The following is a 15,122-nucleotide window of genomic DNA, read 5'->3' on the forward strand; positions in this document are numbered from 1 at the left end:
TGGTATAATAGTGGTGGGAATGGAATTAGGAGGGGATGACTATGCCTAAAAAACTACTTTTTGCGGTTCTGATGGTTGTCTCATTGTTCTTATGCAGTTCGGCTGTTAATAAGGCAATTACCTATGATAATGATTTCATCATTTCGTTGGCTGGGGGGTTAGATAAACGGCACCAAGAACGATTTGAGGTATTATGTGAAGCTCAAAAAGCTGAAAAGGACGGGCATCTTAATTTTGCCTCGGACGATGAATATAAAACAATCATTGATGCTGTAATGACTGGAAAATGGTCTGAAGAACTCTTTATGATCAACCTCTCAAATCCTATTGGATGCGAACACTTCCTTGCAGCACGAGAAGATGGCAATGGCGGACTAATTTGGGATGTCGTTGATTATAGTGAGGGAGACCGCTTCACCAAAGAACAAATCCAGACGATTGTTCCAGAGGCATATCGATATAGTGCCTTTATGGTCTCTGAGATTGCTGCAGAAAAAGACTGGGGCCCAGAAGCTCAACACCAACGACTTGAACAAGCCAAAGAACATGAAGAGCCTATCGAAAACTTTCCAAAACCTCGTGTAATCACAGATGAAGAAAGTCAAAATGAGCTTACTCAAAGTACTATTCGGACAGTAGCAGCAACTTTAGGACCTGCACAACAAACATTGAATGAACTAAGGATAACATCACTATATGCTATCCTTTTTGTATTGAATCGCATACCACGCGCAACATTTCACTTCTCAACTCCAATAATTTTCTAGAATAATAATCAAAAGACTACTTTAAAATGTGAGAATATTTAAGTATAATAAAAACAGAATACTTAATAGGAAGTCCCCGTTAGCTATTTGAGGTAACGAACACTTGATTTTTGGAGATTAAAAATGAAATCTGATTTTATGAAAAGAATTAATACAAAGAAAAGTGCCATAATTTCTCTTATCGTACTATTTTGTTTCGGTATAGGGTACTATGTACTTGCAATTTCACCACATCAAAGAGCGGTACAGTCATTTAATGAAGTGACAGCCAAAATTCAAAAAGAAAACCGTAGCATAGAGGAAACAATCAAAGTATCTAAGGAACTACTTAGTAGTAAAGATAAACCCTTAGACGAAAGTCTGACGGTTGAGTTAAAAAACGAAGTCTCAACTGCTGAAAAGAAAAAACAAGTAATTCCTAAAATCAAAAAGAAAACAAGCGACATCAATAAACAAGTTAAATCACTAAAAAAACCAATTAACTACACAACAGAGATAAAAGTACTTAAAGATAAAAACCAGAAGTATTCAACAAGTGTTAAGCAGTTAAAACAAATTACAAATCCTTCCAATACATTTGTGGAAAGTCGTCTTAAGGAAATTGATACGATTTCAGATGTTCAGTCAGCCACAGAAGATAATGATCCAAACCAAGGCTTAAACAAGCAAGGAAGTTATACGGCAGCAGTTTATTTCGCTGACAACGAAGTAACTAATCCAGTTCCTGGTGCTGATTTAGTAGCAAAAGGTACGGATGCAGGTGGGTGTGTTGAAGTCTATAAAACTGCAGAAGATGCCAAAAAACGAAATGACTATTTAAGTGCTTTCGATGGCCTTCCAACTGTCATCAACCCTGGGTCACACTATGTTTACGGAACGGTTGTTATTCGTGTCGCAGCATCATTAACGGCATCGCAACAAAATGCTTTGACGCAAAAAATATATGAGAAGTTAATTGAGATTAAAGATGATAGCACAAGCAAAAACACCTCAAAAACGGAAACCTCATCCTCTACGAAACCATCATCGTCTAGTTCAAGCTCTACTCAAGCAACCGTTAGTGAATCAGCTTATAGTGACACCAGAACTGTAGCTGGAAGCACCCCAAAAACACCTGCACAACAACAAGATTCTGGGGTTCCCGAATCATCAAATGATATAATGTTAAATCCTGAATACCATAGCTATGTTGATGAAAATGGTTATAATTCGCTCTTGGGTGCCAATGTCCTAGATAATAGCAACGGAGGCAATAACTCTAATGCCTCTACCGAGTCATCATCAATGGGAAGTTCTGAATAAGTTACTTATAACTCGATACTCCTTTTAAAATGAATTAGAAGACTACTGAAAACGCCAATTACACAGTTATTGGTGTTTTTTTACTCTCAAATACTATTGGCAACACTGTAACACTTGAAAACCTCACGAAAATAGTCTATACTTTTGTTAGTATATAAACTAACAAAAGAGGTAACACATGGGATATTTTGATTACACTAGGGAACCTCGCAGTGATATTGCCTTTATTGATATGAAGTCTTTCTATGCTAGCGTAGAATGTGTTGAGAGAGGGCTACATCCTCTAAAGACTTCTCTATGTGTTATGAGTAGAGCTGATAACTCTGCAGGTCTTATCCTAGCTTCTTCACCGATATTTAAGAAAGTATTTGGGAAATCAAACGTAGGAAGAGCATACGACCTCCCTTTTGATGTTCAAACAAGAAAGTTCTCGTACTACAATGCCAAGAAACAAGGACTGAGAACAGATCCAGAATACGTGCGATTCATTGAAGACTGGGCAAAAGTGACTTTCATCGTTCCTCCCAGAATGGACGAGTATATCGCAGTTAATATGGAAATCCAAGGCATTTTTCAAAACTATGGTAGTCCAAATGATATTTACCCTTATTCTATAGATGAAGGTTTTATTGACCTATCTAGTTCTCTTAATTACTTCGTTCCAGATAAGCAGTTGTCTCGAAAGCAAAAACTCGACCTTATTTCATCAAGGATCCAAAGAGACATCTGGAGACAAACTGGTATCTATTCAACCGTTGGTATGTCCAACGCTAACCCTTTACTAGCTAAACTTGCCCTTGATAATGAAGCAAAGAAAACTCCAACCATGAGGGCTAATTGGTCCTATGAGGATGTAGAGCAGAAAGTATGGGCTATTCCAAACATGACGGATTTCTGGGGTATCGGTAAAAGAATGGAGAAACGCTTCAACACATTAGGTATCCATTCAATCAAAGACTTGGCAAATGCTAACCCAGATATCTTGAAGAAAGAACTAGGAGTAGCTGGCCTTCGTTTATGGTTTCATGCTAATGGTATTGATGAAAGTAACGTTCATAAATCCTATAAACCCAAATCAAAAGGTCTAGGCAACTCCCAGGTTCTCCCTAGAGACTATTTTAGACAACGTGATATTGAGATTGTCCTTAGAGAGATGGCCGAGCAAGTTGCTATCCGACTGAGAAAGATAGGCAAAAAAGCGACTGTTGTTTCTATACACCTTGGCTACTCTAAGCAAGAAAACAAACGTTCTATCAATACTCAAATGAAAATTGAACCAACGAATAACACTAACAAGCTGACAAACTATGTGTTGAAGTTATTCCATAATAAATACACTTCAGGAGCAATCCGAAGTGTAGCGGTTAATTATTCTGGTTTTGTAGATGAATCTTTTGATTTAATCTCACTGTTCGATGATGTCGAACAAATTGAAAAAGAAGAAAGGCTCCAGACAGCAATAGATTCTATCAGAGACCAATTTGGCTTTACCTCTCTACTAAAAGCTAATGCACTTGACGGTGCATCGAGAAGTATTGCCAGAAGTAGGCTCATCGGAGGACATTCTGCTGGAGGATTGGTTGGTTTAAAATGATTGATCGTTCCTATTTACCATTTCAAGCAGCAAGAGAATACCAGGATCCAGGGATGCAAAAGTGGATGGGGTTCTTTCTGTCCGAACATACCTCATCATTACATGCTGCTAAATATCGTGTTGACTTTTCAACAGACTTAAGTAAACCTCAGAAACTCTTATTACTTTCTCAACTCTATGCCAACCAACTTAAAGGGCAGTTCACTATCAAACATCGTGATAGGAAAATTACTTTATTTGGTGAAGTGAGAGAACTGTCTCGTAAGGAAATATCAATAAAGACTAATGAAGGGTATAGATTAGTCCAACTCGACAATATTCTTCAAATTCATCTTTTGGAAAATCACATATACTAAAAAAAGCAACAACCTATATTATGTGGTTGTTGCTTTTTAACTAGATTAACTAAAATCAACTGTAATGATTGAACCATCTTCATCAATGATAATATCGACAATTTCATCATCTTTATCTGCTTCATTCAATAGATTTTCAGCATAATCCTTTGCACTTGTTTCCTTAATAGTTTCTATTTCGTTTTTTTCTTCTGCCTTTAGTTCCTTATGTGTTTTATATTTATTCCAACCCCACTTACCTAAAGATACAATCACACCTCCAAAAGGCTTGGCTAAAGGCCAATATTTCTAAGAAGTAGATTTGAATGGTAACACGACAGGCAAAGAAGGACAAGCCCTTCTAGACCAACTTCGTGCCAATGGCACTCACACTTACCAAGCTACTGTCAAAGTGTATGGTTCTAAAGATGGCAAACCAGACTTGAGCAATCTAGTTGCTACTCATCAAGTAACGATTCGACTTCATGGATCAGAAATGATGTCCAGAACTCCTCAAGGAGATCAGATAACCTATGTCTTCTTCTACGTCAGACTCAATGAACAAAATTAAATATATGACGAAAGAGGCCCATGTTTCAGAGATGAGAATGGCTGATTCCACAGATAATTCCATGGCTAAGACTAAGAAAAATGATGGGCAACCTATACTACCAAATACTGGGAAAGCTCAAACGGCTACAGCTGGCCTTGGTATGTTTGGTCTAGCCTTGGCAGGTCTTGTTGGACTTTTAGGTTTGACAACCAAACGAGAAGATTAAGATTCAAATCATTTAAATATTAGAATAAATAGTGTTATACTGACTATGTGTAACACTGTTTTTATCAAAGGAGCGTCAGATGAAAAAGACAATTTTGCTGGTTGATGATGAGATAGATATTCAAAACCGCTATTTTTTACAGGCGGGATACGATGTTTTAGTTGCTCATGATGGCAAGGAGGGATTAGAACTTTTCAGAAAAAAATCTATTGACGTCATCATCACAGATATCATGATGCCCAATATGAACGGTTATGATTTTATCAGTGAGGTTCAATATATTGCTCCTAATCAACCCTTTCTCTTTACAACTGCTAAAACAAGCGAGCAGGATAAGATTTATGGATTAAGTTTGGGGGGATATGATTTCATAGCCAAACCGTTTAGCCTGCGCGAATTGGTTTTAAGAGTGAATAATATCTTACGTCGCCTTAGCCGTTGAAGTGAGACAGAGCGGATCGATCTTGGTGACTTAGTAATCTACCATGTGACTCATGAGGTTCACATAGGGGACCAATCTTTGGAATTGACAGTGAAATCCTTTGAACTTCTATGGATATTGGCTAGCAATCCTGAGAGAGCCTTTTCAAAGACGGAACTTTACGAGACGGTATGGCAAGAGGAATATGTGGATGATAGCAATACACTCAATGTTCATATCCATGCTTTGAGGCAAGAGTTGACCAAGTATACAAATTCAAATACTCCTGCTATCAAAACTGTTTGGGGTTAGGGCTATAAGATGGAAAGACCAAGAGATTGAAAATGAAATAAAAAAACTATAATCAAATAGACATGGGAGAGACCAAAAATATAGGCTAAGTAAACCAACCGATGAAGCCAATGCCAAGTCTCGTATTTGAGACTTTTACCAAGAAAGGCCAGAACTACAATGGCCAAGAAAGTATGAATGTCAAGGTTTCCTAGCTGACCAGCTAGACGGGACCCCTATAGACTCCCCATACCGATGTTGTGGAAGACAAGGAGAATAACTGATAAGATGGCAAGAAATTTGTGGATAGCGTACATTCTCTCAATTCCGTTAAAGAGTTTTTCTAAAAGTCGTGATCGTGTTGCCAACATAAAAGTCCATGATAAGGTTGTTAAAGCTAGACCGGGAGTGACGAAGTTTGTCATGCCCGTTGCTAACCAGACGTAGACCGTAAGAACAATGCTTACGGTTAGTAGGAGAATTCCTTTATATGATTTCATGTAACCTTTTTTCTATATTTACATTATTACCAACTAGTTGTAAACGACGTTGTTACATTATATCTTAATATCTTATAACGGATTTCCTGTCAAAAATAATTGATTTTTTGAAGGAAAAGTGGATAGTGATATAGCAATCAAGATATCCAATACTTTTTGAAAAGGCACAAAATTGTAAAGGAACCTTGATTTAATAGTCGATTATCTTGTGAAAGCTTTTCGAAAAAGTGTATACTATAAGTAGAAGATAGGAAAAGGAGATGCTTAGTGGCTAGTATTACAATAGAAGCTAGTAAGGTGGCTAGAAAGAGTCCCATTCGAGTAGACACTAGTCTTGTCGGGACGGTTTCTGGTGTGGAAGCAGTGACTGTTTCCCTACCATCATCAAAAGCTCGATTGAGTGTTGGTAAATTGGGTTACAAGTCCAACACTATTACTGTGGAGGATGGACAAACCGTTCGGGTTACTAGCAATTTTCTAAATCATTTGATAGCGATAGCTCCATTGCTTCTCTACCTTTTTGGAGGTCGTTACCTCCCACTTGTTGCTGTTCTATCTACTATAGTTTTGCTTTTTAGCTTACCTTTTCTCAAGTTAGAAATCGTAGGCTGATTAGAATCGGGAGTGGCTTAGCCCTCTGTTTGATACCTTTAACTCATTTTTTTCATAATAATGCTAGGCCACCCCTTTTTATTAGGAACGGGTTGAGACGAAAAATTAGTTATCAAAAAGGGAACTCGATAGAGTTTCCCTTTTTTCTTTATCAAGCTAAAGTCATTTTTAAAAGACCCTAGTTATTAAAACTGAGGTCTTTGATGTTTATAGTCAGTTATCACTTACGGTACAATTTGTCGTATTGATAGTAAGGATCGAATGTGACATTGATACCAAGCTTACGAAGAACATTTTTATCTTCATCAGTAAGGATTATAGTTGAGTGAGCTTCAGACCCCTTAAGGTTATCAAGTTCCTCCATGGCACGTGCCGCATCCACATTGTTGGCAGCTGTAATAGCCAAGGCAATGAGGATTTCGTTGGAATGTAGACGAGGATTACGGCTACCCAGATGGTCAATTTTCAGACCTTGGATAGGTTTAACCACTTCAGGCTCGATAAGTTTAGTATCCTTATCAATACCTGCAGAAGTCTTGATAGCATTAATCAAAGCAGCTGCAGTTGGACCAAAGAGTTCAGAATTTTTACCAGTTATGATTTGACCATTTGGCAATTCGAGGGCAAGAGCAGAACCACCTGTTTCTTCAGCCTTAGCGCGTGCTGCAACGACCACTTGGCGATCTTCAGGAGTAATACCAAGATCATTCATGAGCAACTCAATCTTCTTGACAGCAGTCTCAGGCACACGTTCATTTTTGAAATCAAGAACGGTTTGATAGTAGCGACGGATGATTTCTTGTTTAGAGGCTTCTTTAGCTGCCTCATCATCCGTAATGGCAAAACCAACCATGTTAACACCCATATCCGTAGGTGAAGCGTAAGGTGACTCACCAAGGATGCGCTCAAGCATACGTTTGAGGACTGGGAAAATCTCGATGTCACGGTTGTAGTTTACCGTAGTTTTGCCATAAGTTTCCAAGTGGAATGGGTCAATCATATTGACATCATCAAGGTCGGCAGTGGCAGCTTCATAGGCCAAGTTAACTGGGTGATGAAGCGGCAAATTCCAAACTGGGAATGTTTCAAATTTAGCATAACCTGATTTGATACCATTGATTTGGTCGTGGTACATGTTAGACAAACATGTTGCTAATTTACCAGAACCAGGACCAGGTGCGGTAACGACAATCAGGTTACGGCTAGTCTTGATATAGTCGTTTCTTCCCATACCTTCAGGAGAAATGATATGGTTTATATCCGTTGGATAGCCCTTGATAGGGTAGTGGATGTAAGACGTGATGCCATTTTTTTCCAGTTGGTTATGGAAGGCGTCAGCCGCAGGTTGACCTGAATACTGCGTAATAACAACAGAACCTACATAGATATTGAGCTCGTTGAATTTATCAATCAGACGAAGGACCTCTTGATCGTAAGAAATTCCAAGGTCACCACGAGCCTTAGAGTGCTCAATATTGCTAGCATTGATGGCGATAACCACTTCGACTTGCTCTTTAAGCTCTTGAAGGAGCTTGATTTTATTGTCAGGTTCATAACCAGGAAGGACACGGGCAGCGTGGAAATCTTCCAACATCTTTCCACCAAACTCCAAGTAGAGCTTACCGTCAAACTGGTTAATACGCTCCAAAATATGGTCGCGTTGTAGATTCAAATACTGTTCAGAACTAAAAGCTTGTTTCTTCATAAATAAAAATACCTCTGAGAAAAATTATATCAAATGCCGAAGGTAAATGCTATTGGTGAGAGATGAATTATGGGAGAAAAAAGAGTGTGAAAGTCAATCATGAAACGTATTTTTTATGATAGTCCTTTAGAGTTATTATTTAATTTGGGTTCTCATCTCAGCAGTTAGATTTCTAGATAACAATCGCTTTAGAATATTTAATTTCATAAAGGAAAAATGCTTGCCAACTAACTGTTGGCGACCATTTTTTATCCTCTTTCACCTTACTTAACTCAAGTTGGTCTCGTAGACTAGAAGTATGTTTTCATAATAGAAAAATAAGAAAAAGGTAAATTTATGGCAATCTTAGTTTTAGGTGGGCTGGTTACATCGGTTCTCACATGGTGGACCGTTTGGTTGAAGCGGGCCAAGAAAAAGTTGTTGTCGTGGATAACTTGGTGACGGGTCACCGTGCGGCAGTCCATCCAGACGCTGTATTCTACGAGGGGGATTTAGCAGATCAAGATTTTATGCGTAAAGTCTTTAAGGAAAATCCTGATGTTGATGCGGTTATTCATTTTGCGGCTTACTCACTTGTGGCTGAGTCTATGGAAAAACCACTTAAATATTTTGACAATAACACTTCTGGTATGGTGAAGTTGCTTGAGGTCATGAACGAATGTGGTGTCAAATACATTGTCTTCTCATCAACAGCTGCGACTTATGGTATTCCTGAGGAAATTCCAATCCTTGAAACCACACCACAAAACCCAATCAATCCTTACGGTGAAAGTAAGCTTATGATGGAAACTATCATGAAGTGGTCAGACCAAGCCTACGGCATCAAGTATGTTCCTCTTCGTTACTTTAATGTGGCGGGTGTCAAACCTGATGGTTCGATTGGTGAGGATCGTGGTCCTGAAACCCACCTCTTGCCAATTATTCTCCAAGTGGCTCAAGGTGTTCGTGAGAAAATCATAATTTTTGGAGACGACTACAATACTCCAGATGGTACCAATGTTCGTGACTATGTACATCCATTCGACTTAACGGATGCCCACCTCTTAGCAGTGGAGTATCTCTGTAAGGGCAATGAGTCAACAGCCTTCAACTTAGGATCTTCAACAGGATTCTCAAATCTTCAAATCCTTGAAGCAGCTCGTAAGGTTACTGGTAAAGAAATTCCAGCTGAGAAAGCAGGTCGTCGTCCTGGTGATCCAGATACATTGATTGCATCCTCTGAAAAGGCTCGTACAGTCCTAGGTTGGAAACCACAATTTGACAATGTCGAAAAAATCATCGAAAGTGCCTGGGCATGGCATTCAAGCCATCTAAAAGGTTATGACGATAGAAATTAATCATAAGGAATAGGAGCACCACCTAATAGAAAACTGCAATTTGGAGTTTTTCCTATATATAGTCCATAGCAAATCTTTGCATTTTTATTTGATATCTTTTAAGATAATTCTATTACAACTTGAAAAGGAGAACAGGATGGAAACATATACACTTTCAAATGGGGTTACTATTCCTAAAATTGGTTTTGGGACTTGGCAGATCCCAGAAGGGGAAGAAGCCTACAATAGCGTTAGTTTCGCACTTAAGGCTGGTTACACACATATTGATACAGCACAAATCTACGGTAACGAGGTTTCTGTAGGTAAGGCGATTGCTGATAGTGATGTGGCGCGTGAGGATCTTTTCCTAACGACTAAACTCTGGAATGACAAGCACGATTACGATTTGGCTAAGGCCTCTATCGACGAATCTCTCGAAAGATTAGGTGTGGATTATTTGGATCTTTTTCTCATCCACTGGCCAAATCCAAAGGCACTTCGTGAGAATGATGCTTGGAAGGCTGGCAATGCAGGGGCTTGGAAGGCAATGGAAGAAGCCTACAAAGAAGGTAAGGTGCGTGCTATCGGTGTGTCTAACTTTATGCAACATCATCTAGAAGCTCTTTTTGAAACAGCTGAAATTGTTCCACATGTCAATCAAATTCTCTTGGCTCCAGGTTGTACCCAAGAAGATTTGGTTGCCTATTGCCGAGAGCGTGACATTCTTCTTGAAGCGTATAGCCCACTAGGTACTGGTAGTATTTTTGGGAATGAAGATGTTGAAGCAGTGGCTGAACGTAATGGAAAATCTGTTGCTCAAGTTGCCCTACGTTGGAGCCTTCAAAAAGGTTTCTTACCACTACCTAAGTCAGTGACACCAAAAAATATTGAAGCCAACTTGGATATCTTTGACTTTGATTTGTCAGAGGAAGACATGGCAGTCTTGGATAAGATTCAAGGGATCAAAACTCAGGTTGATCCTGACACAGTTAATTTTTAGTGTGTTTCTTTAGATTTGCTATAATAAAACTATCATTTTTTTATTTATAGATGGGAGTTACGTAATGGAGTCTCGAAATCTTTTGCCTCAGAATACACGTATGATGGCCAATTTGCTCAGTTTTTCGGGGGGAGCTTTGGAATGTCTTTTGTCATATGTATTACCATAGTTTGGTTGCCACTCAGACGGGGAATATTCTCTTGTTAGTTGCTGACTGGCGTAGTAGTAGCATGTACCATAACATGTTGCGATGTTTTTCTATTCTATTCTTTTCCATAGGTTTTCTTTTTGGAATGTGGTTTAAAGACCATCGTAAGAATGCTTACTGTCGTGTTCATGGTCTACTTCCTCTTTGTGTGATGACTGCTATTTTACCATTCTTATGGCCAAATGCTCTAATAGAGCTTCCGATTATTGCATTTTCTGCGGGTGTCATGATGAAGACTTTTACCAGTAGTCAGATTGAAAATCACCCCTTTGTGATTTTTATGACTTCAGGAAATTATCGAAGGATGCTGACGGCACTTTATTATGTTATTCAGGGTAGCAAGGATCAGAAAGAATATCGTTGCCAGGCGGTCAATTATAGCTTTGTCGTAGGCAGTTTTGTGCTTGGTGCTGTTGTATCAGCTCTTCTCATGCGCTTCATTTATATTAAGTCAATCTGGCTAATCACACTCAGCCTCTTTACCATCATGGTTTACTATTCATCTGAAGTGAAACGTCTGGGACTCAAGAAAACCAATCTTTAGGTATTTTTGTAGTAATTGTTTTTGATAAAAATAGTCTTGTGTTATAATCTTGGTTATATCAATATTGTCTAATGATAAAAGGGAGACATAAGATGCCTATAGTAAGTAATGATTTTTCAGATATTGTATATAACCGTCGTTCCATTCGTAAGTTTGATACCTCTGTCAAGATTCCACGTGAAGAAATGTTGGAAATCTTGGATAAAACCGTTACGGCACCATCATCAGTGAACATGCAACCTTGGCGCTTTGTTGTCGTTGATAGCGAAGAAGGCAAAGATAAATTGAAACCTTTTGTCAGCTACAATGGTGTACAAAATGAAACATCCTCAGCCATGGTTCTCATTTTTGCCGATTTGAAGAGCCAAGAAAGAGCAGAAGAAATCTATGGGAAGGCCGTTACTCAAGGAAAAATGCCAGAAGAGGTCAAGGAGAAACAACTATCAAGCATTGTACCAATGTATGAGAAAGCTCCTTTCGAAGTGATGAATGAAATTGTCCATATCGACTCTAGCCTTGCTGCTATGCAGTTAATGCTCGTTGCTCGCTCTTATGGATACGATACAAATGCCATCGGTGGCTATAAAAAAGACGGTCTTGCCAAAGCGTTTGGTCTTGATGAAGACCGACATGTGCCTATTTTGATTATTGCCCTTGGGAAAGCTGATGAAGAAGGCTTTGAGTCTGTTCGTTTGGACGCCTCTGATGTGACTACTTTTGCTTAATAAATAATCGGCCATGAGTCTCAAAAGTGGAGACTCATGTTTTTTTGTATTAAAAGATAACAAAGTATTTTTAGTAAGATTGAGAAGTTGGTGTAACCCAGGATTAAGGTGAGGCCTCTTTCTTTGTGCTATAATGTAAGAAAACGTTGCATTTAAAGTTTACTTTTGCCAATTTCTAGGAGTCTTTCATGATAGACTATTTGATCCTGAGGTTTCTCTGGCTTCGTGAGCGGGGCTTTGTCCAGATTACTCAAAAGACCTTGATTTCGCTCTTTCCATTTTTTCTGATTTCAGGAATTATTCGGGTGATTTCACTATCTGTTTTTTCGGAGATGGGCTATATCAATCAGCTGTTTTCAGTTTCTGACTGGTTACCGACCTTTAAGATAACTGGGCAGGTGCTCATTAATCTTTCCAACTTTCTTGGTGGCTTAGCAGGGCCCTTATCAACCTATTTTGCAGGAAAATACACAGCTGGTCACTATGGTAGAAGTACTGGTACAGCTGGTGTGACATCCCTTTTGGTTAGCTTGATTATAGGATCGCAGGAGCTGTTGCTGTCACCGCTAAACGATGGTGTCTTGACTCGTATCAATTTACCGGATTCAATCAACATTATTTTGGCTATATTTGTGGGGTATCTGGTTGGCCAGATTTTTCGCTTTTCGAGAGCTAGTGATGATCAGATTGTGGATAAGGACTATATTTATCAACCAAAGACTGTTCGTCCCATTTTTTTATCACTCATTTTAGCTATTGGGCTTAACCTTCTTCTTGTTATTGGAGATCAAGCTAATGTTTTTCAAACGATTAGGAAGTTTACTTCTACCTTTACTGTAACTGATAATCATCTGTTGTCAACCTTTATGATGGGACTTTTGAACACTTTTTCTGCTTGGATTGGGAATAATCAGGTTTTTACCCCAAATTCCATTGCCGAGGATAGTTTTGCCTTGAAAAATCTGACCTATGCTGTTTCTCATCATACGACGACTGGGCTTCCCCACCTTTATACGCTAACAAACCTTTATCATAGTTATGGTATGGTTGCTGGCATTGGCTCAGGGCTAGCCCTCTTGGTGGCTCTGCTTTTAGCATCAACCAGTTATAAGGATAAGAAGGTGAGTCTTCTAAGTGTCTTTCCTAGTCTCTTTAACTATGGGGCTCCATTTATGGTGGGGATACCAGTCTTGTTAAATTTAGTTTATTTGGTTCCTTTCCTACTGGCACCTATGGTAAATATAGGTATTGCTGCGGTGTCCTTGGCTATCCATCTTATGCCAGCTGCGGTTTATCCAGTTCCAGATGGCACACCAAGTCTTCTTTACGCCTTTATCGGAACTGGGGGTAGCTTACGAGCTCTAGCTATTAGTATCCTCTGTTTGGGAGTCGACATTCTTATCTTTATTCCATTTGTGCGTCTGTCTAATAAGGTACAACACGGTCTAAAAGAGGAAGGAGAAAGCCTTGAAACTAAATAAAAAAACTAAGTTGGTCTTTATCCTTGTTGCTCTCTTTCTCATTGGTCTAGCCGTCCCATCCTATAGTTGGACTAGGAAAAATGTCAAGGAAATAGAGACTTTCTATAATTCAAAATTGTCTCCCATTATCATGATTCCAGGGAGCTCTGCTACGGAAAATAGATTTGATGGCCTAGTCCGTAAGCTTAATCAAGACCGTCGTGGTACCAAGCATAGCCTCCTCAAGGTTAAGGTTTGGAATAATGGGCGTATCACCTTTGAGGGTAAAATCAGGAAAAATGACAATGAACCTATTATTGTTATCGGATTTGAAAATAATAAGGATGGCTATAGCAATATTAAGAAACAATCCAAGATGATGAATCAGGCCTTTGAAGCCTTGCAGAATAAATACAATTTCAATAATTTTAAAGGGTTGGCACATTCAAATGGTGGCTTGATTTATACGGCTTTTATTGAAAATTATCTTAGCGACTACGATGTCAAGATAAATTCTTTGATGACTATCGGAACGCCCTATAATTTCACTGAAACCAATATTAAAAATAAATCGGTCATGCTAGCAGACTTTATAGCTGCTAAAGAGAATATTCCGTCTACCCTGCATGTCTATTCGGTAGCGGGAACCATTACCTATGATTCGGACGAGCTGGTTCCTGATGCTAGTGTGTCCGCTGGGAAATATATCTATCAGAATCAGGCAAAAAGTTACACTGAAATCACTGTTACAGGTGAAGATGCCCAACACTCGGATTTACCAACCAATGATGAAGTAGTGGACTTGATCAAACAACATATCGAAGGACAAGGTCTTCGCAAGAAGCAAAAGACCAAGTTAGAGCCTCACTAGACTAATAATACTATGTATTATTAGTCTAGTTACTTATTTTCAAATACAAAAGGATAGAGTTTATGATAGCTCTATTTTTTTAGTGTAAGAGGAACTCTTTCAGTTGTTGTAACTCCTTGTTTTACAACGTTGGTTTTGTTATAATTGATTGAAAAGAAAAAGATTAACGAGAGGTTCTTGATATGCAAATTCCAAGTCGCTTTACCATTGCTGTCCATATTTTGACCCTCATAGCACAAAATAAGGGAAATGAAACTAAGCTAACCAGTGATTTAATGGCGAGTAGTGTGGGTGTCAATCCAGTTATTATCCGCAAAACCTTGTCACAACTGAAGAAAGCAGACTTGATTTTTGTTCAAAGGGGAAGTGGAGGAGCGACATTAGCCATGGCACCAGAGGAAATTAACCTTTTACAGGTTTATCGTGCGGTGGATAGCATCGGTCCAAGTGGGCAACTCTTTAGTTTTCATGACAATCCTAATCCAGCGTGTCCAGTAGGACGTAATATTCATGGTATTTTGGATCAGAGCCTAGAAGATGTTCAAATGGCAATGGAAAAAGAACTCGAAAAGAAAACTTTAGCTGGTATTTTAAAGGATGCTAAGGATAACTGGAAAGAAACTGGAGCTTGATTTTTAGATCTTAAATGATAAGAAATCGAAAATTATGGCTCTTTGTCAACTGTAGTGGGT

General features: G+C 38.8%; 13 protein-coding genes and 4 pseudogenes. 14 read left to right on the forward strand and 3 right to left on the reverse strand.

The genetic code is table 11. The features are described 5' to 3' along the window. Nucleotides 1-41: 41 nt before the first annotated feature. From NST05_RS04230 to NST05_RS04245, 4 genes are all read left to right on the forward strand, one after another. Complete coding sequence (locus tag NST05_RS04230) at nucleotides 42-767, forward strand: hypothetical protein (RefSeq protein ID WP_252989143.1); 726 nt, start codon at nucleotides 42-44, stop codon at nucleotides 765-767. 123 nt (nucleotides 768-890) lie between these two features. Further along, complete coding sequence (locus NST05_RS04235) at nucleotides 891-2,069, forward strand: hypothetical protein (RefSeq protein WP_252989142.1); 1,179 nt, start codon at nucleotides 891-893, stop codon at nucleotides 2,067-2,069. Nucleotides 2,070-2,247: 178 nt separating this feature from the next. Further along, on the forward strand, nucleotides 2,248-3,663 hold the full coding sequence (locus tag NST05_RS04240; protein ID WP_084828945.1) for a Y-family DNA polymerase: 1,416 nt from the start codon (nucleotides 2,248-2,250) through the stop codon (nucleotides 3,661-3,663). Continuing rightward, the gene (locus tag NST05_RS04245; RefSeq protein WP_011681370.1) at nucleotides 3,660-4,019 is read left to right on the forward strand and encodes a hypothetical protein; all 360 of its coding nucleotides are present in this window, start codon (nucleotides 3,660-3,662) and stop codon (nucleotides 4,017-4,019) included. The genes NST05_RS04240 and NST05_RS04245 overlap by 4 nt, the downstream gene beginning before the upstream one ends. A gap of 45 nt (nucleotides 4,020-4,064) precedes the next feature. Here NST05_RS04245 and NST05_RS04250 read toward each other — a convergent pair whose 3' ends face one another. Beyond that, nucleotides 4,065-4,274, reverse strand: coding sequence for a hypothetical protein (locus NST05_RS04250; protein WP_084828944.1), 210 nt, complete (start codon nucleotides 4,272-4,274; stop codon nucleotides 4,065-4,067). Here NST05_RS04250 and NST05_RS04255 point away from each other — a divergent pair. Then, a pseudogene (locus NST05_RS04255) lies at nucleotides 4,270-4,777 on the forward strand (SSURE domain-containing protein); the annotation flags it as partial. The gene NST05_RS04250 and the pseudogene NST05_RS04255 overlap by 5 nt on opposite strands. A 79-nt stretch (nucleotides 4,778-4,856) precedes the next feature. Continuing rightward, a pseudogene (locus NST05_RS04260) lies at nucleotides 4,857-5,510 on the forward strand (response regulator transcription factor). A gap of 215 nt (nucleotides 5,511-5,725) precedes the next feature. Here NST05_RS04260 and NST05_RS04265 read toward each other — a convergent pair. After that, nucleotides 5,726-5,989, reverse strand: a complete 264-nt coding sequence (locus tag NST05_RS04265) for a hypothetical protein (protein WP_011227387.1) — start codon at nucleotides 5,987-5,989, stop codon at nucleotides 5,726-5,728. Nucleotides 5,990-6,256: 267 nt separating this feature from the next. Between NST05_RS04265 and NST05_RS04270 the strand changes: the two genes are divergently transcribed. Beyond that, nucleotides 6,257-6,601, forward strand: a complete 345-nt coding sequence (locus NST05_RS04270) for a hypothetical protein (protein WP_011681366.1) — start codon at nucleotides 6,257-6,259, stop codon at nucleotides 6,599-6,601. A 220-nt stretch (nucleotides 6,602-6,821) separates the two neighbouring features. On the opposite strand, the gene NST05_RS04275 is transcribed toward NST05_RS04270, so the two are convergent. Then, complete coding sequence (locus tag NST05_RS04275; RefSeq protein WP_084828943.1) at nucleotides 6,822-8,306, reverse strand: DUF1846 domain-containing protein; 1,485 nt, start codon at nucleotides 8,304-8,306, stop codon at nucleotides 6,822-6,824. A gap of 336 nt (nucleotides 8,307-8,642) precedes the next feature. Here NST05_RS04275 and galE point away from each other — a divergent pair. The 7 genes and pseudogenes from galE (at nucleotide 8,643) to NST05_RS04310 (ending at nucleotide 15,062) form a co-directional block, all read left to right on the forward strand. Then, a pseudogene (gene galE, locus NST05_RS04280) lies at nucleotides 8,643-9,643 on the forward strand (UDP-glucose 4-epimerase GalE). 136 nt (nucleotides 9,644-9,779) lie between these two features. After that, on the forward strand, nucleotides 9,780-10,622 hold the full coding sequence (locus NST05_RS04285) for an aldo/keto reductase (protein WP_002951320.1): 843 nt from the start codon (nucleotides 9,780-9,782) through the stop codon (nucleotides 10,620-10,622). 64 nt (nucleotides 10,623-10,686) lie between these two features. Continuing rightward, nucleotides 10,687-11,374: pseudogene (locus NST05_RS04290) on the forward strand (DUF1275 family protein). A gap of 92 nt (nucleotides 11,375-11,466) precedes the next feature. Further along, a complete protein-coding gene (locus NST05_RS04295; RefSeq protein ID WP_014608498.1) occupies nucleotides 11,467-12,099 on the forward strand; it encodes a nitroreductase family protein in 633 nt (210 codons plus the stop codon). Nucleotides 12,100-12,287: 188 nt separating this feature from the next. After that, nucleotides 12,288-13,580 (forward strand): PTS transporter subunit EIIC, encoded by a 1,293-nt coding sequence (locus NST05_RS04300; protein ID WP_084828941.1) that lies wholly within the window; start codon nucleotides 12,288-12,290, stop codon nucleotides 13,578-13,580. Then, on the forward strand, nucleotides 13,567-14,430 hold the full coding sequence (locus tag NST05_RS04305) for an alpha/beta hydrolase (RefSeq protein WP_011681357.1): 864 nt from the start codon (nucleotides 13,567-13,569) through the stop codon (nucleotides 14,428-14,430). Before NST05_RS04300 ends, NST05_RS04305 begins: the two co-directional genes overlap by 14 nt. 182 nt (nucleotides 14,431-14,612) lie before the next feature. Next, entirely contained in the window at nucleotides 14,613-15,062 is a 450-nt protein-coding gene (locus tag NST05_RS04310) for an Rrf2 family transcriptional regulator (RefSeq protein WP_071417530.1), read from the forward strand. The last annotated feature ends 60 nt before the right edge of the window (nucleotides 15,063-15,122 follow it).

This window comes from Streptococcus sp. FSL E2-3494, assembly GCF_038007085.1.
In the GTDB taxonomy this organism is placed as follows: Bacteria; Bacillota; Bacilli; order Lactobacillales; family Streptococcaceae; genus Streptococcus; species Streptococcus thermophilus.

Excerpts from the sequence above, each read along its gene's own strand:
- NST05_RS04230 (WP_252989143.1), top strand. The coding sequence starts at position 42 with ATGCCTAAAAAACTACTTTTTGCGGTTCTGATGGTTGTCTCATTGTTC.
- NST05_RS04235 (WP_252989142.1), top strand. The coding sequence starts at position 891 with ATGAAATCTGATTTTATGAAAAGAATTAATACAAAGAAAAGTGCCATA.
- NST05_RS04240 (WP_084828945.1), top strand. The coding sequence starts at position 2,248 with ATGGGATATTTTGATTACACTAGGGAACCTCGCAGTGATATTGCCTTT.
- NST05_RS04245 (WP_011681370.1), top strand. The coding sequence starts at position 3,660 with ATGATTGATCGTTCCTATTTACCATTTCAAGCAGCAAGAGAATACCAG.
- NST05_RS04265 (WP_011227387.1), bottom strand. The coding sequence starts at position 5,989 with ATGAAATCATATAAAGGAATTCTCCTACTAACCGTAAGCATTGTTCTT.
- NST05_RS04275 (WP_084828943.1), bottom strand. The coding sequence starts at position 8,306 with ATGAAGAAACAAGCTTTTAGTTCTGAACAGTATTTGAATCTACAACGC.
- NST05_RS04285 (WP_002951320.1), top strand. The coding sequence starts at position 9,780 with ATGGAAACATATACACTTTCAAATGGGGTTACTATTCCTAAAATTGGT.
- NST05_RS04295 (WP_014608498.1), top strand. The coding sequence starts at position 11,467 with ATGCCTATAGTAAGTAATGATTTTTCAGATATTGTATATAACCGTCGT.
- NST05_RS04300 (WP_084828941.1), top strand. The coding sequence starts at position 12,288 with ATGATAGACTATTTGATCCTGAGGTTTCTCTGGCTTCGTGAGCGGGGC.
- NST05_RS04310 (WP_071417530.1), top strand. The coding sequence starts at position 14,613 with ATGCAAATTCCAAGTCGCTTTACCATTGCTGTCCATATTTTGACCCTC.